25 protein-coding genes, 2 tRNA genes and 1 riboswitch are annotated in these 21,429 nt (G+C 60.3%); of the genes, 16 read left to right on the top strand and 11 right to left on the bottom strand.

Annotated features, from left to right (window positions below):
* Positions 1 to 160 precede the first annotated feature (160 nt).
* Positions 161 to 234, top strand: a tRNA-Gly gene (locus H8S45_RS09175).
* A gap of 80 nt (positions 235 to 314) precedes the next feature.
* On the opposite strand, the gene H8S45_RS09170 is transcribed toward H8S45_RS09175, so the two are convergent.
* A complete protein-coding gene (locus tag H8S45_RS09170; RefSeq protein ID WP_054326719.1) occupies positions 315 to 728 on the bottom strand; it encodes a putative ABC transporter permease in 414 nt (137 codons plus the stop codon).
* A 122-nt stretch (positions 729 to 850) separates the two neighbouring features.
* Between H8S45_RS09170 and H8S45_RS09165 the strand changes: the two genes are divergently transcribed.
* The 7 genes from H8S45_RS09165 to pdxR all read left to right on the top strand — a co-directional run bounded on the left by H8S45_RS09165 (position 851) and on the right by pdxR (position 6,771).
* On the top strand, positions 851 to 1,699 hold the full coding sequence (locus H8S45_RS09165) for a glycoside hydrolase family 25 protein (RefSeq protein WP_159068082.1): 849 nt from the start codon (positions 851 to 853) through the stop codon (positions 1,697 to 1,699).
* Positions 1,700 to 1,936: 237 nt separating this feature from the next.
* Complete coding sequence (locus H8S45_RS09160) at positions 1,937 to 2,833, top strand: 4Fe-4S dicluster domain-containing protein (RefSeq protein ID WP_256435198.1); 897 nt, start codon at positions 1,937 to 1,939, stop codon at positions 2,831 to 2,833.
* Positions 2,834 to 2,947: 114 nt separating this feature from the next.
* Complete coding sequence (locus H8S45_RS09155; RefSeq protein ID WP_054326715.1) at positions 2,948 to 3,412, top strand: MarR family winged helix-turn-helix transcriptional regulator; 465 nt, start codon at positions 2,948 to 2,950, stop codon at positions 3,410 to 3,412.
* Complete coding sequence (locus H8S45_RS09150; RefSeq protein WP_054326714.1) at positions 3,405 to 4,349, top strand: AEC family transporter; 945 nt, start codon at positions 3,405 to 3,407, stop codon at positions 4,347 to 4,349. The genes H8S45_RS09155 and H8S45_RS09150 overlap by 8 nt, the downstream gene beginning before the upstream one ends.
* A 37-nt stretch (positions 4,350 to 4,386) precedes the next feature.
* Positions 4,387 to 4,878, top strand: a complete 492-nt coding sequence (locus tag H8S45_RS09145; RefSeq protein ID WP_054326713.1) for a GNAT family N-acetyltransferase — start codon at positions 4,387 to 4,389, stop codon at positions 4,876 to 4,878.
* 74 nt (positions 4,879 to 4,952) lie between these two features.
* Positions 4,953 to 5,330, top strand: coding sequence for a DUF5655 domain-containing protein (locus tag H8S45_RS09140; RefSeq protein ID WP_242977842.1), 378 nt, complete (start codon positions 4,953 to 4,955; stop codon positions 5,328 to 5,330).
* Between the two features lie 34 nt (positions 5,331 to 5,364).
* Positions 5,365 to 6,771 (top strand): MocR-like pyridoxine biosynthesis transcription factor PdxR, encoded by a 1,407-nt coding sequence (pdxR, locus tag H8S45_RS09135; protein ID WP_054326712.1) that lies wholly within the window; start codon positions 5,365 to 5,367, stop codon positions 6,769 to 6,771.
* A 20-nt stretch (positions 6,772 to 6,791) separates the two neighbouring features.
* Here pdxR and dinB read toward each other — a convergent pair whose 3' ends face one another.
* On the bottom strand, positions 6,792 to 8,015 hold the full coding sequence (dinB, locus tag H8S45_RS09130) for a DNA polymerase IV (RefSeq protein WP_054326711.1): 1,224 nt from the start codon (positions 8,013 to 8,015) through the stop codon (positions 6,792 to 6,794).
* Between the two features lie 87 nt (positions 8,016 to 8,102).
* A riboswitch (TPP riboswitch) is annotated at positions 8,103 to 8,205 on the top strand.
* Positions 8,206 to 8,278: 73 nt separating this feature from the next.
* On the opposite strand from dinB, the gene thiS reads away from it, so the two are divergent.
* Together thiS and thiF are read left to right on the top strand one after the other, a co-directional pair.
* Entirely contained in the window at positions 8,279 to 8,473 is a 195-nt protein-coding gene (thiS, locus tag H8S45_RS09125) for a sulfur carrier protein ThiS (RefSeq protein WP_054326710.1), read from the top strand.
* Positions 8,474 to 8,478: 5 nt separating this feature from the next.
* Entirely contained in the window at positions 8,479 to 9,114 is a 636-nt protein-coding gene (gene thiF, locus H8S45_RS09120; RefSeq protein WP_054326709.1) for a sulfur carrier protein ThiS adenylyltransferase ThiF, read from the top strand.
* A 52-nt stretch (positions 9,115 to 9,166) separates the two neighbouring features.
* Here thiF and mscL read toward each other — a convergent pair whose 3' ends face one another.
* A complete protein-coding gene (mscL, locus tag H8S45_RS09115) occupies positions 9,167 to 9,583 on the bottom strand; it encodes a large conductance mechanosensitive channel protein MscL (protein WP_054326708.1) in 417 nt (138 codons plus the stop codon).
* A gap of 99 nt (positions 9,584 to 9,682) precedes the next feature.
* On the opposite strand from mscL, the gene H8S45_RS09110 reads away from it, so the two are divergent.
* The 3 genes from H8S45_RS09110 (at position 9,683) to thiC (ending at position 13,161) form a co-directional block, all read left to right on the top strand.
* On the top strand, positions 9,683 to 10,447 hold the full coding sequence (locus H8S45_RS09110; protein ID WP_054326707.1) for a thiazole synthase: 765 nt from the start codon (positions 9,683 to 9,685) through the stop codon (positions 10,445 to 10,447).
* Positions 10,448 to 10,486: 39 nt separating this feature from the next.
* Entirely contained in the window at positions 10,487 to 11,677 is a 1,191-nt protein-coding gene (gene thiH, locus H8S45_RS09105; RefSeq protein WP_054326706.1) for a 2-iminoacetate synthase ThiH, read from the top strand.
* 161 nt (positions 11,678 to 11,838) lie between these two features.
* Positions 11,839 to 13,161 (top strand): phosphomethylpyrimidine synthase ThiC, encoded by a 1,323-nt coding sequence (thiC, locus tag H8S45_RS09100; RefSeq protein WP_054326705.1) that lies wholly within the window; start codon positions 11,839 to 11,841, stop codon positions 13,159 to 13,161.
* Positions 13,162 to 13,253: 92 nt separating this feature from the next.
* Here thiC and H8S45_RS09095 read toward each other — a convergent pair whose 3' ends face one another.
* From H8S45_RS09095 to yajC, 7 genes are all read right to left on the bottom strand, one after another.
* Positions 13,254 to 13,598 (bottom strand): TIGR04076 family protein, encoded by a 345-nt coding sequence (locus H8S45_RS09095; protein WP_054326704.1) that lies wholly within the window; start codon positions 13,596 to 13,598, stop codon positions 13,254 to 13,256.
* A gap of 85 nt (positions 13,599 to 13,683) precedes the next feature.
* Positions 13,684 to 14,223, bottom strand: coding sequence for a hypothetical protein (locus tag H8S45_RS09090; RefSeq protein WP_147574210.1), 540 nt, complete (start codon positions 14,221 to 14,223; stop codon positions 13,684 to 13,686).
* Positions 14,224 to 14,288: 65 nt separating this feature from the next.
* On the bottom strand, positions 14,289 to 14,762 hold the full coding sequence (locus H8S45_RS09085) for a hypothetical protein (protein WP_054326702.1): 474 nt from the start codon (positions 14,760 to 14,762) through the stop codon (positions 14,289 to 14,291).
* A 109-nt stretch (positions 14,763 to 14,871) separates the two neighbouring features.
* Positions 14,872 to 16,242 (bottom strand): thioether cross-link-forming SCIFF peptide maturase, encoded by a 1,371-nt coding sequence (scfB, locus tag H8S45_RS09080; protein ID WP_147574209.1) that lies wholly within the window; start codon positions 16,240 to 16,242, stop codon positions 14,872 to 14,874.
* A gap of 81 nt (positions 16,243 to 16,323) precedes the next feature.
* Positions 16,324 to 16,467 carry a six-cysteine ranthipeptide SCIFF gene (gene scfA, locus H8S45_RS09075; protein ID WP_078096990.1) on the bottom strand — a complete coding sequence of 48 codons (144 nt, stop codon included), beginning with the start codon at positions 16,465 to 16,467 and terminating at the stop codon, positions 16,324 to 16,326.
* A 12-nt stretch (positions 16,468 to 16,479) separates the two neighbouring features.
* Positions 16,480 to 16,893: a TIGR04086 family membrane protein gene (locus tag H8S45_RS09070; protein WP_054326701.1), complete on the bottom strand. Its 414-nt coding sequence runs from the start codon at positions 16,891 to 16,893 to the stop codon at positions 16,480 to 16,482.
* 62 nt (positions 16,894 to 16,955) lie between these two features.
* Positions 16,956 to 17,288 carry a preprotein translocase subunit YajC gene (gene yajC / locus H8S45_RS09065; protein WP_054326700.1) on the bottom strand — a complete coding sequence of 111 codons (333 nt, stop codon included), beginning with the start codon at positions 17,286 to 17,288 and terminating at the stop codon, positions 16,956 to 16,958.
* 147 nt (positions 17,289 to 17,435) lie between these two features.
* Here yajC and sigK point away from each other — a divergent pair, with 147 nt between their 5' ends.
* Both sigK and H8S45_RS09055 read left to right on the top strand, forming a co-directional pair.
* The gene (sigK, locus tag H8S45_RS09060) at positions 17,436 to 18,131 is read left to right on the top strand and encodes an RNA polymerase sporulation sigma factor SigK (protein ID WP_107631017.1); all 696 of its coding nucleotides are present in this window, start codon (positions 17,436 to 17,438) and stop codon (positions 18,129 to 18,131) included.
* A gap of 72 nt (positions 18,132 to 18,203) precedes the next feature.
* A complete protein-coding gene (locus tag H8S45_RS09055) occupies positions 18,204 to 19,052 on the top strand; it encodes an aldo/keto reductase (RefSeq protein WP_107631018.1) in 849 nt (282 codons plus the stop codon).
* An 85-nt stretch (positions 19,053 to 19,137) separates the two neighbouring features.
* On the opposite strand, the gene H8S45_RS09050 is transcribed toward H8S45_RS09055, so the two are convergent.
* Positions 19,138 to 19,211, bottom strand: a tRNA-Gln gene (locus H8S45_RS09050).
* Positions 19,212 to 19,570: 359 nt separating this feature from the next.
* Here H8S45_RS09050 and typA point away from each other — a divergent pair.
* Entirely contained in the window at positions 19,571 to 21,397 is a 1,827-nt protein-coding gene (gene typA, locus H8S45_RS09045) for a translational GTPase TypA (RefSeq protein WP_054326699.1), read from the top strand.
* The last annotated feature ends 32 nt before the right edge of the window (positions 21,398 to 21,429 follow it).

The following is a 21,429-nucleotide window of genomic DNA, read 5'->3' as shown; positions in this document are numbered from 1 at the left end:
AACTATCATACAGTATAGCATACCACGCGGCAAAAGGAAAGGATGCTTTCCCCGCTCTTTTTTGTCCGCCGCCCTGCCGGCCGCCTCCCCCAAATTTTATTTCGTTTCAATCCGGCTCTTGACAAATAGCGCGCCGGCGGTTACAATAAAAGCGTTATCCGCGGGTGTAGTTCATCGGTAGAACGGCAGCTTCCCAAGCTGCATAGGTGGGTTCGACTCCCATCATCCGCTCCATATCCCGAAAGGCCCCCCTGAAAACAGGGGGGCCTTGTTTTACCGGCTTGCCCTTCCGGCGCTGGTCGGGATGCATTCCCTTATCGCCATACCGCTATCCATATGCGGTTCGCCAGGGCGTGCAGCCCGTCCTCCAGCCTTGCGGCCACGGCGCTCAGAAGCAGCCATGCCAAGCTGTAAGGCAGGCAGATCTGCCCCATAAAATTGAGGGGCATATCGCTGTAATCCCACACATTCCATCCCAGCCACCTGTTTACGATCAGCCCCGTCGCCAGTTCCAGCAACGTCACCGCCGCCGCGCCGGCCGCAGCCTGCGCCCAGAGCGGCGGCGCGCAGCCCTGCCGCTCGTTGAGCCGCCCGATCACGACAAAGCACACGCCGCCCAGCAGCAGCATGGTCGGATGGCTGCGGCCGCGCCACAACACCTCTATCCCCATGTAGACCAAGCCGCCCAACACGCCGAACACGGCATGCTCCACAACCGATCGCTTCATTTCTTCCCCCTCCTGCCGCCTGTCTAACCGCCTGATCGTCGAAATCCTGCGTTTTTTGTGGAAAAACAAAATTCCCTGTGGTATAATGCCTTATATCCTAACCAATGCTTCAAGGAGTGTCTATGAGTCAGCCTCTTTACCCCCGCCGGCCGCAGCGCCGCGCGAAAAAATCCAGGCGGCTGCTGCTGTTGGCGCTGGCCGCTGTTTTCCTCGTGTCTACCGCAGTAACCATATTCGTGGCATACCACGCCCACCACAGCATCATCAAAAACGCGCTCGGCCTGCGCAATATCCAGGTGGATCATGTCCTGCTGCAGACCGGCAGCCCGTTCTATACATATGAGGACAGCGGAAAAAATATTATCGCCTCGCCGGGCATCGACGTTTCCACCTTCCAAGGGGAAATCGACTGGCAGGCGGTCAAGGAATCGGGCGCGGAATTCGCCATCATCCGCGCCGCCTACCGCGGCTATGAAACCGGCCGGCTCGTGCCGGACGATACGTTTGAAAAAAATATCCAGGGCGCCGCGGACGCCGGCCTGCAGGTGGGCGTCTACCTTTACTCCCAGGCCCTGAACGAAGCCGAGGCCGAGGAGGAGGCCGATTACCTGCTCGATTTGATCCGCGACTATCCGGTCGGGTATCCGGTTGTATACGACCAGGAGGAATACTCAGCGGGTCAGACGCGGACGGACGGCCTGAGCGGCGAACAGGCGACGCTGAACGCGCTCGCTTTCTGCCGGCGCATTTACAAGGCCGGCTACTTGCCCATGATCTATGTCAATACCGACTGGGCGCACAATATGTACGATATGGAAAAGCTCGACCACTATCCGGTCTGGTATGCGGACTATACGGCAAGCCCCTCCCTTCCGGGCGGCTTTGCCATGTGGCAGTATACGGACGAGGGCCGGATTTCCGGCATCGAAGGGCCGGTCGACCTGAACCTGCTGTTCCTGCCCGCGGAATGAGCATCCGGCAAACCAGCCTCCTGCGGAGGCTGGTTTTTTTATAAATCCCCCAATCATGGGAGCCTATGCCGTAAAAGGCTGATATTACCACGCCTGCTTGAGATTATAATTGCTATCCCCGCATAATCCTGTTACAATAAAAACAAAGACAGTGTGCGGTCCTTTCACATGTGCCGCCGCGTACCGGCGCGGCGCGCCGCACAGCGCCCCAACCGCATCAGGACAAGGAGGAATATTATGAACACAGCGGGTACGATCCCCTCCGCCGAGGATATCAAGCGCGTTAAAGGGCTTGGCTTCCTGCGGGATAAGAACACAAAGGATTGCTTTAACGGCCGCGTCATCACCCGTAACGGTAAGATCACCGCCGCGGAAAGTCGCGCGATCGCCGAAGCCGCCGAGCGCTTCGGCAACGGCGAAATCGCCATGACCACCCGCCTGACCGTTGAGATCCAGCATGTCCCCTATGACAATATCGAGCCGATGCGCGCGTTCCTCAAGGAGCACGGCCTGGAAACCGGCGGCACCGGCCCAAAGGTCCGGCCGGTCGTTTCCTGCAAGGGTACAACCTGCCAGTACGGCCTGATCGATACCTATGCGCTCTCGCGCGAGATACACGACAAGTTTTTTATCGGCTGGCATGAGGAGCGCCTGCCGCACAAGTTCAAGATCGCGGTCGGCGGCTGCCCGAACAACTGCGTCAAGCCCGACCTGAACGATATTGGCGTCATCGGCCAGCGTGTACCCGCCCACGATATGGACAAGTGCCGCGGCTGCAAGGTCTGCCAAATTGAAAAGGCCTGCCCGATCGGCGCCAGCAAGCTGGGCGACGGCAAGCTGGATTTCAACAGCGAGGCTTGTAACCACTGCGGGCGCTGCTACCAGAAGTGTCCGTTCGGCGTGGTCGGCGCCAAGGTGCAGGGCTATGCGGTCTATATCGGCGGGCGCTGGGGCAAGCGCACCGCTATGGGCCGCAAGCTCGACCGCATTTTCACCGATAAGGACGAGGTGCTCGCGGTCATCGAACGCGCGCTGACGCTGTTCCGCGACCAAGGCAGGCAGGGCGAGCGCTTTTCGGACACCATCGCCCGCCTGGGCTTTGAACCCGTGCAGCAGCAGCTTCTCGCGGACTGAGCTTCCCTGTTTTTTCGGGCTTCCCCCAAAAGGGAAGCCCTTTTTATTGCTTTTTTTGTTTTGGTATGCTAATATTTAGTTAGTATAAGTAACTGATGGAAAGGCGGTGCATATATGGCCAGCGCAGAGCAGCTCAATTCCTTTCTGGTCGATATGTTCGGCCGCATCAATAAAATTGAGGAGCGCGTCATGGCAGAAGGCCTGGGCAGCGCGGTTTCGATCACCGAAATCCATATCATCGAAAAAATCGGAGCGCTTGAGCCGATCCGCATGAGCGAGGTCGCGCGCTCAATCGGCGTCACGCTGGCCACCCTGACCGTGGCCTGCGACAAGCTGGAGGCAAAAGATCTCGTGCGGCGCTCGCGCGACAAAAGCGACCGTCGCGTGGTCAACGTCACGCTCACCGACAAGGGTCGCGCGGCTTACGAATACCACCGCGCGTTCCACGACCGCATGATCGCGTCGGTCATGGACACGCTCTCGCCCGAGCAGGCTGCTATTCTGGCGCAGAGCCTGGAAAAGCTGCAGGACTTCTTCCAGCAGGAAGAGGCCGGAATGGGGGGCGCCGCAAATGGATAACCTGATTTTCTGTCTCAACGCCACCGTACCAATTTTTGTCCTGATTATTTTGGGCAAGCTGCTGCAGCGGTGGCATTTTTTCTCTCCCGCCACGATGAAGGATATGGACAACCTGGTGTTCAAATTGCTGCTGCCCATTTCTCTCTTCCGCAGCATCTCCTCTAACAGCATCGCCGAGCAGTTCGACCTGCGTTTTTTCCTGTTCTGCTTCTGCGCGACGCTGCTCTCGTTCTTCGTGATCTGGGCGGGCGCGAGCCTGCTGCTGCCCGAAAAGGCCATGGTCGGCGCGTTCACCCAGGGTGCTTTCCGCGGCTCCCAGGCGATCCTCGGCATGGCTTTTATGATGAACCTTTACGGCAACGCCGGCCTGGTGCCGTTGATGATCCTGGCAAGCGTACCACTGTTCAATATTTTCTCGGTCGTTGCGCTCACGCTGAGCGCCGCCGAACCCTCTCAGAAAAAGGGGCTTGCGGGCCGCACGCTTCACGGCGTAGTCACCAACCCCATCATCCTCGGCATCCTGATCGCGCTGCCGTTCTCTTTCCTGCAGGTCGAGTCCCCCGCCATGGTGGCCAAAACGCTCGACGCGCTGGCAAACTGCGCCACGCCACTCGCCCTGCTCAGTATCGGCGCGAGCTTTGAGGGCGCCAAAGCGTTCAAGAAGATCGTACCAACCTCGGCTGCGTCGTTCATCAAGCTGGTCGGCCTGCCGATCGTGTTCCTGCCGGTTGCTGTCTGGATGGGCTTCCGCGGGCAGGCGCTTGTGACCATCCTGATTATGCTTGGCACGCCCGCCCCTCCGGCCGGCTACGTTATGGCGAAAAAGCTGCACGGGGATGCGGAACTCGCCTCCTCCATCGTTGTTGTGACCACCGCGTTCAGCGCGGTGACGCTGACCGTACTGCTGTACATCGTACGCGTGCTCGGACTGGTCTGACCGCCGTGTCCGCACGCAGCCAAAAGGAGTCTTTACCATGGATATTATTGTCAAAAAATTTGAGCCGTCGCTGAATGCGGCGGCGGTCGCAATCTGGAACGAGGTCGTCGAGGAGGGCATGGCTTTCCCGCAGACCGAGACGCTCGATCATCCCTCCGGTCTGGCGTTCTTTAGCGAGCAGTCCTTTACCGGCGTTGCGGTCGATCAGGAGAGCGGCCAGGCCGTCGGCCTTTATATCCTGCATCCCAACAACGTGGGCCGATGCGGCCACATCTGCAACGCGAGCTATGCCGTAAAAAGCGGGCTGCGCGGGCAGCATATCGGGGAGACGCTCGTGCGGCACTGCATGGAAGCCGCCAAGGACCTCGGCTTCCGTGTGCTGCAATTCAACGCGGTCGTCCGCACCAACGCGCCCGCGCTCGCGCTGTACCGGCGGCTCGGCTTTGTACAGCTCGGCATCATCCCCGGCGGCTTCCGCAGGAAGGACGGCCGATACGAGGATATCATCCCGCACTACCATGTTCTGTGACCGTATATATCATTGACATTATCCCTTCATACTGGTATTGTAAAGATAACAATGCCAGCATGGAGGGATTTGCTATGCCGGATTTTTCTGCGATGGATGTACTGCGTTTTTTTGACCGCCGCCCGCGCGAGCTTGAACTGTACCAGGCTTTTGCCGCCAAGGTGCTGGCTGCCCGTCCGGATACCCATATCCGCGTGCTGAAAAGCCAGATCACCCTGGAAAACCGGCACGGGTTTGCGTTTGTCTCCCTGCCGCGCCGCAAGGTCGGCGAGCCGTCTGTCGTGGTCAGCATCGGGCTGCCGTACCGGATATCCTCACCGCGCATCTGGATGGCGGTCGAGCCGTACCCCAACCGATGGACGCACCATCTACTTCTCTCAGATGAGACACAGCTCGATGCGGAGCTGATGGGCTGGATAACAGAAGCCGCCGCATTTGCGGCGGCCAAATAAGCCCACTTTTGGCCACACCCTGCAAGGAGGTTCTATGCTCACCTATCATCTCGATCCGCACGCCAAAACCCCGCTGTATGAACAACTCTACCGCGCGGTGCGCGCGGATATTATGTCCGGCACGCTCGCGGGCGGCGAACGCCTGCCCAGCAAACGGCAGCTCGCCGCCAACCTGCGCATCAGTCAGATCACGGTCGAAACCGCTTACAGCCAGCTTCTGGCCGAAGGTTATCTGGTTTCCGAGCCGCGGCGCGGCTATTTTGTGCAGCGTCAGCTCGCTGTGCCGGCCGCCCCGCCCCGCGTTGCGGCTGCGCAGGCACCGCAGCGTAACGCTCCGGAGCCGGTCTGCCGTTATGATTTCCGCACCAACATCGTGGACAACGGCTGCTTCCCGTTTTCCACCTGGGCGCGCTTATCGCGCAGCGTGCTGAGCGAATACTCCGACCGCCTGCTGCGCGTGACCGACCCCTGCGGCGCGTCTGAGCTGCGCGCGGAGATCGTTCGCTACCTGTACGATTTTCGCGGAATCAACGTGTCGCCGGACAATATTCTGGTGGGCGCGGGGTCGGAATACCTGATGCATCTGGTCATCCAGCTTTTGGGCCGCGACCGTGTGTACGCATTGGAAAACCCCGGCTACCGCAAGCTGTACCAGATCTTCGCGGTGAACGGCATCACAGCGCGCCCGATCCCGCTGGACAAGCAGGGCCTGCGCGCGGATGCGCTCGCCGCGAGCGACGCCTCCGTGGTCTACCTGACGCCCTCACACCATTTCCCGCTCGGCACGGTCATGCCCGCGGCGCGGCGGCTCGAGCTGCTGCGCTGGGCCTCCGCCGCTCCGGACCGGTATATCATCGAGGATGATTACGACAGTGAGTTCCGCTATGCCTCCCGCCCCATCCCCGCGCTGGGCGAGCTGGATCGCGCAGGCCGCGTGGTGTATGTCAACACCTTCGCCAAAAGCCTGGCGCCCGGCCTGCGCATCAGCTATCTGGTGCTGCCGGACGCGCTCATGGCCCGCTACCGCGCGCAGTTCTCGCTCTATTCCTCCACCGTACCCAGCTTTGACCAGCATACGCTCGCCGCGTTTATGCGCACGGGGGGCTTCGAACGGCATATCAGCCGCAGCCGCAAGGTGTACCAAGCGCGGCGCGACGCGCTCATGGCCGCGCTCGACCGGGAGCTGGCCGGCCTGCCGCACGAGGTTTCGCGCTCCGAAGCCGGACTGCACCTGCTGCTGCATATGCGCAGCGGCATGCTGGAAGGCGAGCTGATCAACCGGGCACGCGCGGTCGGGGTGCGGGTCTACGGTCTGTCCGCCTATTACACGCCGCCGGTCAAGCCGCCGCGGGCCACGCTGGTGCTCGGCTACGCCGGCCTGACCGAGCGCCAGATCGACGAAGCCGCCGCGCTTCTGCGTCAGGCCTGGGACGGCCGCTGAAGCAATAAGCCCTGATACTGTCAGGGCTTATTTTCTTCTTTTTCCTTATCCTCTTTCTTTACCGAGTGGGCGAACACCACCGACTGGTCTCCGAACCGCTCCCGCAGTGCATCCACCGTCCGGTCCAGCCGGCGCTGCTTTTCGCGCGCCTGCCGCGCTTCCGCTGCGTCAAACAGGGAAAGCTGCTCGCACGACTGCGCTTCGGGCAGCAGGTTCGCCGCCGTGACCGACAGCATCCGGATCGGCCTGCCGATCTGCCAGTGCGCGCGCAACAGGGCCATGGAAATATCGATCAGCGCGCGCGTGGAATTGGTCGGGCGTTCCAGCGTGACCTGCCGCGAGCGGTTGCGGAATTCCGGATCGCGGATGCCGAGCTGCACGGTCTGGCACACCAGCCCATGCCGCCGCAAGCGGCGGCCGACATTGTCGCACAGTGCGGTCAGCCCCATCCGGCATTCGTCCTCGCCCACCAGATTATGCGCGAATGTCATGCTGTTCCCCACGGATTTGACCTCGCGCTCCTCGTAAAACGGGCGCACCGGCTCGTCGTCCTCCCCGCGGGCGTAGCACAGCAGGGTGTCGCCCATTTTCCCGAAAACGCCGTGCAGGAACGCAGGGTCGCACACGGCCAGATCGCCTATGGTATACACGCCCAGGCGGCTGAGCTTATCCAGCGCATGCCGACCCACATACAGCAGCGCGCTGACCGGCAACGGCCAGACCTTGTCCTTGTAATTCCCGCGCGAAAACACGGTTGTCCCGTCCGGCTTTTTGTAATCGCTGCCCAGCTTGGCGAACGCGCGGTTGAACGACACGCCCACCGAGATCGTCAGCCCTACCTCCACGCGCATGCGGCGGCGCAGCTCGTCCGCGATCTGCTCCCCCGTGCCGAACAGATGTGCCGTTCCGGTTACATCCAGAAAGGATTCATCAATACCGAACGGGTCAACCAGATCGGTATACTGTAGGTACAACTCGTTGCACCGGCGTGAATATTTGACATACTCCGACCGGTGCGGCGCGACCAGGCGTAAGTCTGGACACTTACGCCTGGCCTGCCAGATGGTCTCGGCCGTTTGTACACCGAACGCTTTCGCTTTCTCATTTTTTGCAAGGATGATGCCGCGCCGGCTTTCCGGATCGCCGCAGACCGCGCTCGGCCCTTCGGCCAGCGTGGGGTCGAGCAGCGTCTCCACCGAGACATAAAACGCGTTACAGTCACAGTGCAGGATCGTGCGTTCCACAGCATCCCCTCCCACCGAACATTTGTTTCTTTTATTATACCGTGAAAATTCCGTCTTGACAACCGTATCCGATCAGGTCTATACTGAGTTTGCAAGCAAGGGTGCCGTGATGAGCGGCTGAGAGGGCGAGAGCCTAACCTTTTGAACCTGTTGGTTAACACCATCGTAGGGAAGCTGTCGCATCGCAGAACATTCAAATGCCCCGGTTTTACCGCATGGTGAAACCGAGGCATTTTTTCTTGCGGAAAAGAGGGGGTATTTTGATGAAAGTAAACGGACAAACACAGCCCTGCCCTGCGTTACTGACCGTGCAGGCCCTTGTGCAGTCGCGCGGCCTTGACCCGCAGCGCGTGGCGGTGGAAAAGAACGGGCATATCATCCCGCGCAGCCGCTTTGCAGAGGAGACGCTGTGCGACGCCGACACGGTCGAGATCGTACAGTTCGTGGGCGGAGGCTGAATACGATGGTTTTAACACAGAAAGAGCTGCACGACGCGCTCTCCGGCCGGCACGGCGCCGCTGTTCAGGCGCAGCTCGACCGCGCCGCGGTCGGCATCGCGGGGCTGGGCGGACTCGGCTCCCATATCGCCGTATCGCTCGCGCGGCTCGGGGTCGGCCGGCTAGTGCTTGTCGATTTCGACGTGGTCGATGTGACCAACCTCAACCGCCAGCACTATACCATGAAAGACATCGGCATCCCCAAAACACTCGCCCTCCTGGAACAACTAGAGGCAATCAATCCATACTTAAATTACGAAACGTATACCGAGCGCATCATTCCGGCAAACGCCGCCCGTCTGTTCGCGGGCTGCGACGTGGTATGCGAGGCGTTCGACCGCCCCGACCAGAAAGCCATGCTGATCGAAACGCTGCTCGAACAGCAGCCGAAAACCCCTATCGTCTCCGGCAGCGGCATGGCAGGCTTCGGCTCGGCCAACGCCATCCGCACGGAACGGCGGTTCGGCCGCCTGTACCTCTGCGGGGACGGAATGAGCGATGTATCCGACGGGCTGGGGCTGATGGCGCCGCGTGTCGCAGTCTGCGCGGCGCACCAGGCGGCCATGACGCTGCGCCTGCTGCTAGGCGAGCACGAACCGTAACGGGCAAAAAAGAAAAAGGCCCTGCGGGCCTTTTTCCGGATGGGGTCGGCGCTTACTCCTCACGGGGCAACTCAGAGGCGCAGTGCGCGCATTTGGTCGCCGCGATCGGGATATCGCTGCAGCAATACGGGCATTTCTTGGTCGTCGGGGCGGCGGGCGCGTCCGGCTTTCTTCCCAGGCTGGTCAGCTTGTTGACCGCCTTGAGCATGCAGAACAGCACGAACGCCATAATCAGGAAATTGATGACCGAGGTCAGGAACGCGCCGTACTTGAGTTCGATTCCCGCAATCTGCAGTGTGAACGCGCTCAGGTCGGTGTTGCCCGCCAAGCCGAGGAGCGGGTTAATCAGGTTATCGGTCAGCGAGGTCACAATGCTGGTGAACGCGCCGCCGATGATAACACCGATCGCCATATCCATCACGTTGCCGCGCAGCGCGAAGGACTTGAATTCCTCAATAAACTTTTTCATACTGGCACCTCAAAATCTTTTATTTTTCTCCCTTTTCATAGTATATCGACCTTTTTCGAGCCGGTCAAGCAAAAATTCACAAAAAAAGGAGTGCTTTTTATGGCAGACAAGCTGATTCTGGGCGGGCATGAATTCACCTCCCGCTTCATCCTCGGTTCGGGCAAATATTCGCTCGACCTGATCAACGCCGCCGTACATCACGCGGGCGCACAGATCATTACCCTCGCGCTGCGCCGTGCGAATGAAGGCGGCGTGGCCAACATTCTGGACTATATCCCCTCGGGCGTGACCCTGCTGCCCAATACCTCGGGCGCGCGCAACGCGGAGGAGGCCGTGCGCATCGCGCGCCTGTCGCGCGAATGTGGCTGCGGCGACTTTGTCAAAATCGAGATCATGCGCGACAGCAAATACCTGCTGCCCGACAATCAGGAAACCATACGCGCGACCGAAATCCTCGCCAAAGAGGGCTTTATCGTCATGCCGTACATGTACCCTGATCTGAATGTTGCCCGCGACCTGGCCGGCGCGGGCGCGGCGTGCGTCATGCCACTCGGTGCGCCGATCGGTACGAACAAGGGCCTGACGACACGGGAATTCATCCAGATCCTGATCGACGAGATCGACCTGCCCATCATCGTGGACGCAGGCATCGGCCGCCCCTCGCAGGCCTGCGAAGCCATGGAAATGGGCGCGGCCGCGGTCATGGCAAACACCGCGATCGCCACCGCGGGCGACATTCCGGCGATGGCGGCAGCGTTCCGGCAGGCGATCGAAGCGGGCCGCACGGCGTATCTCGCCGGATTAGGGCGCGTGCGCGAAACCGCGTCCGCCTCCTCCCCGCTGACCGGCTTTTTGCACGATTGAGCCGCGTCCCCCCGAAAACCGCAGGAAAGGAACTTTTTCATGAACGACAACAAGACGGAGATCGTCTCCGCAAGCTATATCACCGCCGAAACCGACCACATGGCGTACCAGCCCGGCATGGACGACATCGGCTCGGAAATACAGGACGGGGTTATCGCCCGTATGAACGCCTACGACGCGAACCGCTACACCGCCGCGGATGTGCAGCGCGCGCTGCAGCGTGATGTGCTGCAGCCCGAGGATTTCGCCGCGCTGCTGTCGCCTGCGGCCGCGCCTTTCCTCGAACAGATGGCGCGGCGCGCGCAGGCCGAAACGCGGAAGCACTTCGGCAACTCGGTGCAGATGTTCACCCCGCTGTACATCGCCAACTACTGTGAAAACTACTGCGTCTACTGCGGCTTCAACTGCCATAACAAGATCCGCCGCGCCAAGCTCGACGCGAAGGAGATCGAACGGGAGCTGCAGGCGATCGCGGCCACCGGCCTGCAGGAAATCCTGCTGCTCACCGGCGAAAGCCGCTCCATGTCGCCGGTTTCCTACATCGGCGAGACGGCCAGGTGCGCGCGCAAGTATTTCCGTGTGATCGGCGTCGAAATCTATCCGCTCAACGTAGAGGAATACGCCTACCTGCATGCGTGCGGCGTGGATTATGTGACCGTATTCCAGGAAACCTACGACGCGGACAAATACAAGACCCTGCACCTTGGCGGACATAAGCGCATCTTCCCCTACCGCCTGAACGCGCAGGAGCGTGCGCTGATGGGCGGCATGCGCGGCGTGGGCTTCGCGGCGCTGCTCGGCCTGTCCGACTTCCGCAGGGACGCGTTCGCGACCGGCCTGCACGCCCACCTCATCCAGCGCAAGTACCCGCACGCGGAGATCGCGTTCTCCTGCCCGCGTCTGCGGCCGATCATCAACAACGACAAGGTGGGGCCGAAGGACGTACACGAGCCGCAGCTTCTGCAGGTCGTGTGCGCCTACCGCATATTCATGCCGTTCGCGTCCATCACGATTTCGACGCGCGAGCGCGCGGACTTCCGTGACAACATCATCGGCATCGCCGCGACCAAGATCTCAGCAGGCGTCGATGTGGGTATCGGCGGCCATTCGGGCGAGGAAAAGGGCGACGAGCAGTTTGAAATCTCGGACGAGCGCTCGGTCGAGGAGGTCTATGATGCCATCTGCCGGCACGGGCTTCAGCCGGTCATGGCCGATTATCTGTACGTCTGACCACCGCAGGCATCCCACACGGGAGGGGGACTTTCTCCCGCAGCCTTTTGTCAGCCGCCGGAACACGGCGCGCCGCCGCGGACAGAGCGCACCGCATGCTGCGGCGGTCTGGGAAACGCCGTGTTCGGGTGACAATATAAGAAAAGGAGCATCAGCAAGCCATGAGAAACTATGCAACCCAGATGGACGCCGCCAAGCGCGGCATCGTCACGCCGGAGATCGAAACGGTCGCCAAAAAGGAGAACCGTCCGGTCGAGTTCATCATGGAACGCGTCGCAAAGGGTACGATTGCGATTCCGGCCAACATCAACCACAAAAGTCTGTCCGCGGAGGCGGTGGGCGACGGCACCCGTGTCAAGATCAACGTCAACCTCGGCATTTCGGGCGACTGCAAGGATTATGAGATGGAGATGCGCAAGGTACGCATGGCCATCGATATGGGCGCGGAATCCATCATGGACCTGTCCAACTACGGCAAGACCAATACGTTCCGCCAGCAGCTCATCGACCTTTCTCCCGCCATGATCGGCACGGTACCCATGTATGATGCAATCGGGTATCTGGAAAAGGACCTGCTGGAGATCTCCGCGCAGGATTTCCTGCGCGTGGTAGAGGCGCACGCCAGGGAGGGAGTGGACTTCATGACCATCCACGCGGGCCTCAACCGCCGCGCGGTCGAGGCCTTCATGCGCGAGGGGCGCAAAATGAATATCGTATCGCGCGGCGGCTCGCTGCTGTTCGCGTGGATGCAGATGACCGGCCACGAGAACCCGTTCTTCGAGTATTACGACGATGTGCTTGACATCCTGCGCCAATACGATGTGACCATTTCGCTCGGCGACGCGCTGCGCCCCGGCTGCCTGGCCGACGCCTCGGACGCGGGCCAGCTCAGCGAGCTGATCGAGCTGGGCAGCCTGACACGCCGCGCCTGGGCGCGCGATGTGCAGGTCATGGTCGAGGGGCCGGGCCATATGGCGATGGACGAAATCGCAGCCAACATGAAACTGCAGAAGCGCCTGTGCCACGGCGCGCCGTTCTATGTCCTCGGCCCGCTTGTAACCGATATCGCGCCCGGCTATGACCATATCACCTCGGCGATCGGCGGCGCAATCGCGGCGCAGGCCGGCGCGAATTTCCTATGCTACGTCACACCGGCCGAGCATCTGCGCCTGCCGGATGAGAACGACGTACGCGAGGGGATCGCTGCCAGCAAAATCGCGGCGCACGCGGCGGATATCGCGCTCGGCCTGCCCGGCGCGCGCGACCGCGACAACGCTATGGCCGAGGCCCGTCACCGGCTGGATTGGGAACGACAGTTCTCGCTCGCGCTCGATCCGGAAAAGGCCGAGCGATTTTACAACCAGGTGCCGCCGAGCGAACGGCACCAATGCTCGATGTGCGGCAAAATGTGCGCCGTGCGCACGACCAACCTCATTCTGGAAGGGAAAAAGATTGCGTTCTGCAGCGAAAAGGGCGCTTGCTGATGCAGACCGTTCCGGCAGGCCCGCCTTCCAGAAGATAAGAAAAACAGGCCGCGGCGCGGCCTGTTTTTTACGCTTCCCACGCGGCAGCCTTTTTACCGGCAGGGGGTATAATCGATTTCCGACCGCTCCTCCGTCGCCTCCAGCTTGAAGATGACAGGCCGCAGCCCATCGTTGCAGCTACAGATCGCTACGCCCGGCTTGCGGATCCAGTCGCCATAATAAAACGTTTCCTTTCCCGCGCCGTGTGCCAGCGCGAATACATACTGGTAGATGGCTTTCCACGCCTCGTCGCACAGCCCGTCCGGCTTGGCGTAATCAGCGTAGAACACCTGTCCCTCGCGGAGCATCGGGCAGGCCTTCAGCCCCTCGGCCCCATACTCCCGCGCGAGCTCTTCATCCAGCGTGGTTTTCAGCACCGTGATTTTTACCTTGTTCATATCCTTATCCCTCCTTTTCCCATTGTACTATAAAAGGGAAAGCGCGGGCAAGCCCGCGTCGGGAAATATCCGGTCCCGCCACGCGTCACAGGCTCCACAGCGCGGCAAAGCCCACGCGGAGCAGCGCGCCGCAGACGGCCAGCAGGATACAGAGCGCATACGGTGTGCGGCAGGTACGCAGCGAATACCGCCCCGTCGTTTCCCCGCTCTGCCACACCATCGCGCAGGCCGCCAGCAGGGCGGAAACGCTGAGCACAGCGGGTATGCCGGCCGCGCACAGCGAAAGCAGCAGGCTTTCCTCCCGCCCGACGCCGACCGCTACGGTCAGCGCAAGCACAAAGCCGCGCGCCGCTGCCAGTCCGGACAGGAAAAACGCCGCCGGACGCAGCAGCACGCATACTAGCGGCAGCGCCACCCATAGCACCGCGCACAGCACGCTTTTCACCGCCTGCCCCGGCAGCGCTGCAAGCATGGCGGTCAGCTCGACCGCACTGTCTCCCTCGCTGGCATGCAGGCCGGTGAGTCCGCCCGCCAGCGCGCCGCACAAAAACATGGCGCACAGGAACAGGAACGCCGGCGTGCGCACCAGGGAATCAAAAAAACCGAGAATATGCTGTTTCTTCATACGTCTCCCCCTCACGGAAGGTCATGAAACAACATATTCTCGGTTCGGAATTTTTAGAACCCGCTTCAGCGGCAGAGCGCGTCCACCATATCGCGGCAGGGCTGGTGCAGGAACAGCCGCACTCCGTCGTCGATCGCATAGGTCGCATACAGGCCGCCGTCCTCGCCGCGGTGGATGGTAGCGGCGATGATCTCCGTCCCAAAGACCACGCGCTCCTTGACGAACGCGATATCCACTGCGCCGCTGTCGCAGATGGTGACCAGCGTCCGCCCGCGGGTACACTGGGAAATCGGCGCAAGCTCGGTCCCCATCTCACGCCTGGATGCGCAGACCAGCACGATCTCGCTGTTGACCACGGCCGCGGCGCTGCTTTCGCAGAGCTGCACACCGCGCCCCGCGGCCGCTTCGACCGCCGCCTTGTCCTGCTCGGACAGGAACATATTGCCGGCGGGGATGATCTGCCGGTCCAGAATCGCGCGGACTAGGCGCGGCACATATTCATCCTCACCGATTACAGCTACACGGATATTATGCGGCATACCATCATCTCCTTTACGAAGCACTGAAAAATACAGTATTCATTATACGGCACAATATACCACATCTGCAACGAATTTTACAAAAACTTCACCTTAATCGGCACTGTGCTCAATTATTGCACATTTTATCCATTGCTTTCAAGTAGATTGCACATTCCAGGCGTTTGCGCTCCATTTCGCAGCCCAGATCGTAGGAATCGTTCATATCGTGGTTCATATTGTAATTTGCCGCCGAGCATCCGCCCGAGCAGTAGAACTTTGCCCAGCATTTCTGACACTTGGGGCGCGAATAAATATTCATGCCAGCAAAACGGGCCGCGATGTCCATATCGAACGACTGGTCGAGTACGCTGCCCTGCTTGAATTCCTCCTTGCCGACAAACTGGTGGCAGGGATAGATGTCGCCGTCCGGCGTGACCGCGACATACTCGTAGCCCGCGCCGCAGCCGCGCAGCCGCTTGACCACGCACGGTCCCTGGTCCAGATCGACCATGAAGTGAAAAAATGAGAACGGCTTCCCCGCCTTTCTCCGCTCCAGCATGATCTCGGTCAGGCGGTCGTACTCGGCCTCTATCTGGGGCAGGTCGGCCTCGGTCAGGTCATAGCCGCAGCCCGGGTCCGCTGTGACCGGCTCGACCGAAAGGCGGTTGAAGCCCGCGTCCGCAATATGGACGACGTCCTCGGCAAAGTCCAGGTTGTGCGAGGTGAACGTACCCCGCGCATAATAGTCCTTTTCCGGATCACGGGCATCGACCAGCGCCTTGAACTTAGGTACAATCACGTCATAGCTGCCCGCGCCGGACACGGTCTTGCGGAACTCATCGTTGACCGACGGGCGCCCGTCGAGTGAGAGCACGACGTTATCCATATTCTCGTTGATATACGCCTGCTTGTCCGCATCAAGCAGCAAACCGTTGGTGGTGATGGTAAAGCGGAACTTTTTGCCATGCTTTTCCTCCAGACTGCGGGCATAATCGACCGTCTGGACAACCGTATCCCACGCCATCAGCGGCTCGCCGCCGAAGAAGTCCACCTCGATATTATGCCGCTTTCCCGAACGCGCGATCACAAAATCGATCGCCTTTTTCGCAATCTCCGGCGGCATAATCTTGCGCCCCTGGCCGAAATCGCCAGTGGATGCAAAGCAGTATTTGCACCTGAGGTTGCAGTCATGCGCGACATGCAGGCAAAGCGCCTTGACCGGCGCGCCGACCGGTATGTAGCGGCTGACATCGATATAGTCGTCCTCCGCAAACAGCAGGCCAGCCCGCTTCAGCTCGTACAGCTCGCCATAGGCCTCGCGCACCTCTTCCGCCGGATACTGCGGCAATGCGTCCACGATCGCCTGCGGGCATGCTTCCGCCATATCGGCATCGATCAGACCGGACACGGCATAGCACAGCTCGTCCAGCACATGCACCGCGCCGGAGTTGACATCCAGCACGAAGTGCAGCCCGTTTTTCACATAACGATGGATCATTTTATTATTTCCTCCGATAATACAGCAAACAAGGCGCGCCTTGACCGGCACGCCTTGCGATTGACTTCATGGAACCCGCGGTTACTTCGCGTGTTCACACTTCTGGTTGGCCACCGTGCAAGAGGTCTTGCAGGCGGACTGGCAGGAAGTCTGGCATTCGCCGCAGCCGCCGTGGGCCGCGGTCTGCTTCAGGGTGGCAGAGGTCAGCGTGGATACATGCTTCATGATAATTCCCTCCTACTTTTTCAAATGACTGTAACGCTTTTTCTTGCGCATACTGGCGCCCGCCAAGCCGCCGAGCGCCGAAGCGGCCAGCGCGCAGAGCAGGCTGATCGCAATACGTACGATATGTGCCGGCTGGTCGAGCAGCGCGGCTCCTGTGGCCAGCAGGATCAGAAAAACCAACATCCCCGCGCCGAGCGCCCAGAAGAATCTGCCGCCGGAGGCGCGCTTTGCGGAAATAAACGCCGCTGCCAGACAGCCAAGCGCCAGAAAGGCCAGGGCAACCGGAGCGATCAGCCCTTCTTCCAGCGTCCCGCGCTGGACAAAAACCGCTCCCACCAGCATCAGAAACAGGGTTGTCAACAAGCCAGCCGCTGCGGACGGCAACAAAATGCCGGCCGGCGACCGGCCCTCATTGGTTTTTCTCATAGCTTACGCATCCTCCCGCCGAACATATGATAGTTTAGCATATTCGGCAAGAATCAAGGATATTACTTAGCGTCCTTATTGGCATCCTTGGGGGCTTCGACCGTTTCGGTCGGCTCGGCCTCCTTGCCGCGGATCGCCCAGCGGTAAATCTTGAGCTTGGTGCGGTCGTTCGACGACTCGATGATCAGCACGTCGTCCTTGATGTTGACGACACGGCCAATGAAGCCGCCGATCGTAGAAATCTCATCGCCCACCGCAATCGAGTTGCGCATCTCGCGTTCCGCCTTGTCGCGCTTGCGCTGCGGACGGATCAGCAGGAAATAGAACAGAACGATGATAATGACCAGCGGAGCAAAGCTCATGATTGCATTCAGGTATTCCTGTCCACCTGGCATTTGTTACACCTCCTCGTGCATTTTGCCGTTAGTATTAATATTATACTGGATATTTTGCCAAAATACAAGCCCTATTTTCTCAGGCATAGGACATCCTGCGGCGCGCATAGGGTAGCGGTATTCCAACCGAAACGAGGTGCATGCCCTATGCTGTTTCCCGCCCTGCTCGCGCTCGGCGGCGCATTCTTTTTCTTCGTCCTGCGCGTGCAGGGCGCAGACGGTTCCTTCCCCAAGCCGCTCACGCCGGAAGAAGAGAGCCGGCTACTGCGCCGGATGCAGGAGGAGGGGGATGAAAAGGCCCGCGCGCTGCTGATCGAGCACAACCTACGGCTGGTCGCGCATATCGTCAAAAAATATTATGCCGCCAGCGCCGAACAGGACGACTTAATCTCGATCGGCACCATCGGGCTGATCAAGGCAGTCAACACCTTCAAGCCGGATAAAAACATCAAGCTGGCCACCTATGCCTCCAAATGTATCCAAAACGAGCTGCTCATGCACTTCCGCCAAAAGCGGAAATCCGCGGGCGAGCTGTCGCTCTCGGACGCGCTGGACACCGACGGGGACGGCAACGCGCTCGCGCTGCAGGACGTAATCTGCTGTGAGGACGACGGGCTTTCCGCGGTTGACGACCACGACCGGTATGACGCCATGCACCAAGCGCTCGCTCACAGTCTCTCCCCGCGAGAGCGTGAGATCATCCGCCTGCGTTACGGTCTGGGACTGCCCGCCCCGCTGCCCCAGCGGGAGATCGCCAAGCAGCTCGGGATCTCCCGAAGCTATGTATCCCGCATCGAAAAGCGGGCGCTGGAGAAGCTGCGCGACGCGCTTAAACAGGCGTAGCGGCGCCTTTTGTTGCCGCGCGGCGCGGTTTATGCTATACTGAGGAAAAGATGTGAAAAAGGAGCCAGCGCCATGAACCATATCCAGGACCGCATCCCGCTTGCAAACGGCACCGCCATCCCCTGTGTCGGCTTCGGCACATGGAAAACGCCCGCCAGTCAGGCGGCCGCTTCGGTTGCCGCTGCGCTCGCCGCGGGATACCGGCATATCGACACCGCAACCGCCTACCACAATGAACAGGCCGTGGGCGAGGCCGTCGCCGCCTCCGGCATCCCGCGCGGCGCGCTTTTCCTCACCACAAAGCTGTGGAATCCCGATCAGGGCTACCGTTCCACGCTCGCCGCATGCGACCGCTCTCTCTGCGCGCTGGGAACGGATTATGTGGATCTTTACCTGATCCACTGGCCGCACGACCCCAAATACTTTGACAACTGGCAGGAGGTCAACCTTGAAACCTGGCGCGCGTTTGAGGCGTTGTATCAGGCCGGCAAGGTCCGCGCGATCGGCCTGTCAAACTTCCGGCCCAGGCATATCGAAAACATCCTGCGCTCCTGTACGGTCAAGCCCATGGTTGACCAGATCGAGTTCCATCCCGGCATGGCGCAGCAGGAAACCGTATCGTTCTGCCGCACGCACGGCATGGCCGTCGAGGGCTGGAGCCCGCTTGGCTCGGGCCGCATATTCCAGGTGCCAGAAATCCAGGCCATGTCGGAAAAATACGGCCGCTCGGTCGCGCAGCTCTGTCTGCGCTGGGCGCTGCAGCATGACGTGATCCCGCTTCCCAAAAGCGTCACGCCCGCCCGCATTGCGGAAAACGCACGGCTTTTTGATTTTTCGCTTGACGAAGCAGATATGCGGACGTTGGACGCCCTGACCGGCTGCGGATGGTCCGGACTTGACCCCGATCACCTGGTATATTAATGGAAAGGGCGGCACGACCCGCGCGCAAGCCTGTGTCTGAATCAGAAAAAAAGCAGCTTTCCGCAAAGGAAAGCTGCTTTTTCAGTGGCAGCCGAAGAAGGATTCGAACCCTCACAAACAGAGTCAGAGTCTGTCGTGCTACCTTTACACAATTCGGCTATCAATGCTTGCCAGTCAAACTGACAGAAAGTATTATACAATAGGTTTTGCCGCAAAGTCAAGCTTTTATCCAAATTTTTTTAATTTTTTTCGCTCCGTCCGGCGAGGCGGGTGCCGCCGCGGCATAGGGCGCGTTTTTTCCGTCCATACTACAATCCCAGCCGCAAGCGCGGACGCAGGGCCGGCGCGTCTTCCCGTTCCCCGCCGCAAGCGTTGCGTAACCGTGCGGAAATCGCAAATATTGACAGTTTTATACCTTTATATCGCACTATTTTTGATGATAAAACAAGTGGAAAAACCACTAAAAAAACAGTATAATAATATCTGCACGAAAATTTTCCGCTGATGGAGGAATATACATGATCCGAAACGATTTGCGCAACATCGCCATCATCGCGCACGTCGACCACGGCAAGACCACGCTGGTCGACCAGATGCTCAAGCAGGCGGGCGCGTTCCGCGAGAACCAGGTGGTCGAGGAGCGCGTGATGGACTCGGGCGATATCGAGCGCGAGCGCGGCATCACCATCCTTGCAAAAAACACCTCGGTACACTATAAAGGCGTCAAAATCAACATCGTTGACACACCGGGCCACGCCGATTTCTCCGGCGAGGTCGAACGCATCCTCAAGATGGTGGACGGCGTCGTCCTGCTGGTGGACGCAGCCGAAGGCCCCATGCCCCAGACCCGCTTTGTTTTGCAGAAGGCGCTGGAATTCGGCCACAAGATCATCATTGCGGTCAACAAGATCGACCGTCCGGACGCGCGCCTGAACGAGATCGGCGACGAGGTACTCGAGCTGCTTTTGAACCTCGACGCGACCGACGAGCAGCTCGACAGCCCGATCGTCTACTGTTCGGGCCGCGCGGGTACGGCCTCCATGTCCCCGAACGCCGAGGGGACCGACCTGACCCCGCTCTTCGAACAGATTCTGGAGCACATTCCAGCCCCGCAGGTGGATACCGACGGCCCGACGCAGATGCTGGTTTCCTCGATCGACTACAACGACTATGTAGGCCGCATCGGCATTGGCCGTATCGAGCGCGGCTCGATGAAGGTGGGCCAGCAGGTCACGGTGTGCGACTACCACGGCACGACCCAGCCGTACAATGCCAAGGTGGTCACGCTTTACACCATCGAGGAACTGGAGCGCAAGCCGGTGGACGAGGCCACCGCCGGCGAAATCGTGTGCTTCTCAGGCATTGAAAACGTCACCATCGGCGAAACGCTGTGCAACCCGAACACGGTCGAGCCGCTGCCGTTCGTCAAGATCTCCGAGCCGACGGTCGAGATGACTTTCTCGGTCAACGATTCCCCGTTTGCCGGACGCGAGGGCAAGTTCGTCACCTCCCGCCATCTGCGCGAGCGCCTGTTCCGCGAGCTTTTGAAGGACGTGTCCCTGCGCGTCAACGAGACCGACACCACGGACTCCTTCCGCGTGTGCGGCCGCGGGGAGATGCACCTGTCCATCCTGATCGAGAACCTGCGCCGCGAGGGGTACGAGTTCCAGGTCGGCGCGCCCAAAGCGCTGTTCCGCGAGATCGACGGTAAAACCTGCGAGCCGGTCGAGCGCATGATCGCGGATGTTCCGCAGGACGCGGTGGGCGCGATCATGGAAAAGATGGGGAACCGCAAGGGAGAGCTGGTCTCCATGAACCCCAAGGGCGCGGACCGCATGCGTCTCGAATTCCTCATTCCAGCGCGCGGCCTGTTCGGTTACCGCACCGAATTTTTGACCGATACCAAGGGTGAGGGCGTGCTGTCCTCGGTGTTCCACAGCTACCAGCCGTATAAGGGCGATATCTCCAAGCGCACCACCGGTTCGCTGATCGCGTTTGAAACCGGCGAGGCGGTCGGCTACGGCCTGTTCAACGCGCAGGAGCGCGGCCCGCTGTTCATCGGCCCAGGCACACAGGTGTACGAGGGCATGGTCATTGGAGAGAACCCGCGCGGAGACGATATGGCGGTCAACGTGTGCAAGAAAAAGCAGCTCACCAACATGCGCGCCTCCGGCTCGGACGACGCGCTGCGCTTGATCCCGCCGCGCCAGATGTCGATCGAAGCGGCGCTGGAATTCATTTCGGACGACGAGCTGCTCGAGATCACGCCCAAGAGCGTGCGCGTCCGCAAAAAGATCCTGTCCAACACCGAGCGCCTGAAAAAGGTAAAGGGCGGCAAAAAATAATCCTGTTCAACCAAAACCATTTCAATAAAGGA

This window comes from Agathobaculum faecis (assembly GCF_014287995.1).
In the GTDB taxonomy this organism is placed as follows: Bacteria; Bacillota; Clostridia; order Oscillospirales; family Butyricicoccaceae; genus Agathobaculum; species Agathobaculum ammoniilyticum.
The sequence above is the reverse complement of the archived record's forward strand: the minus strand, read 5'-3'. Positions and strand labels throughout refer to the sequence as shown.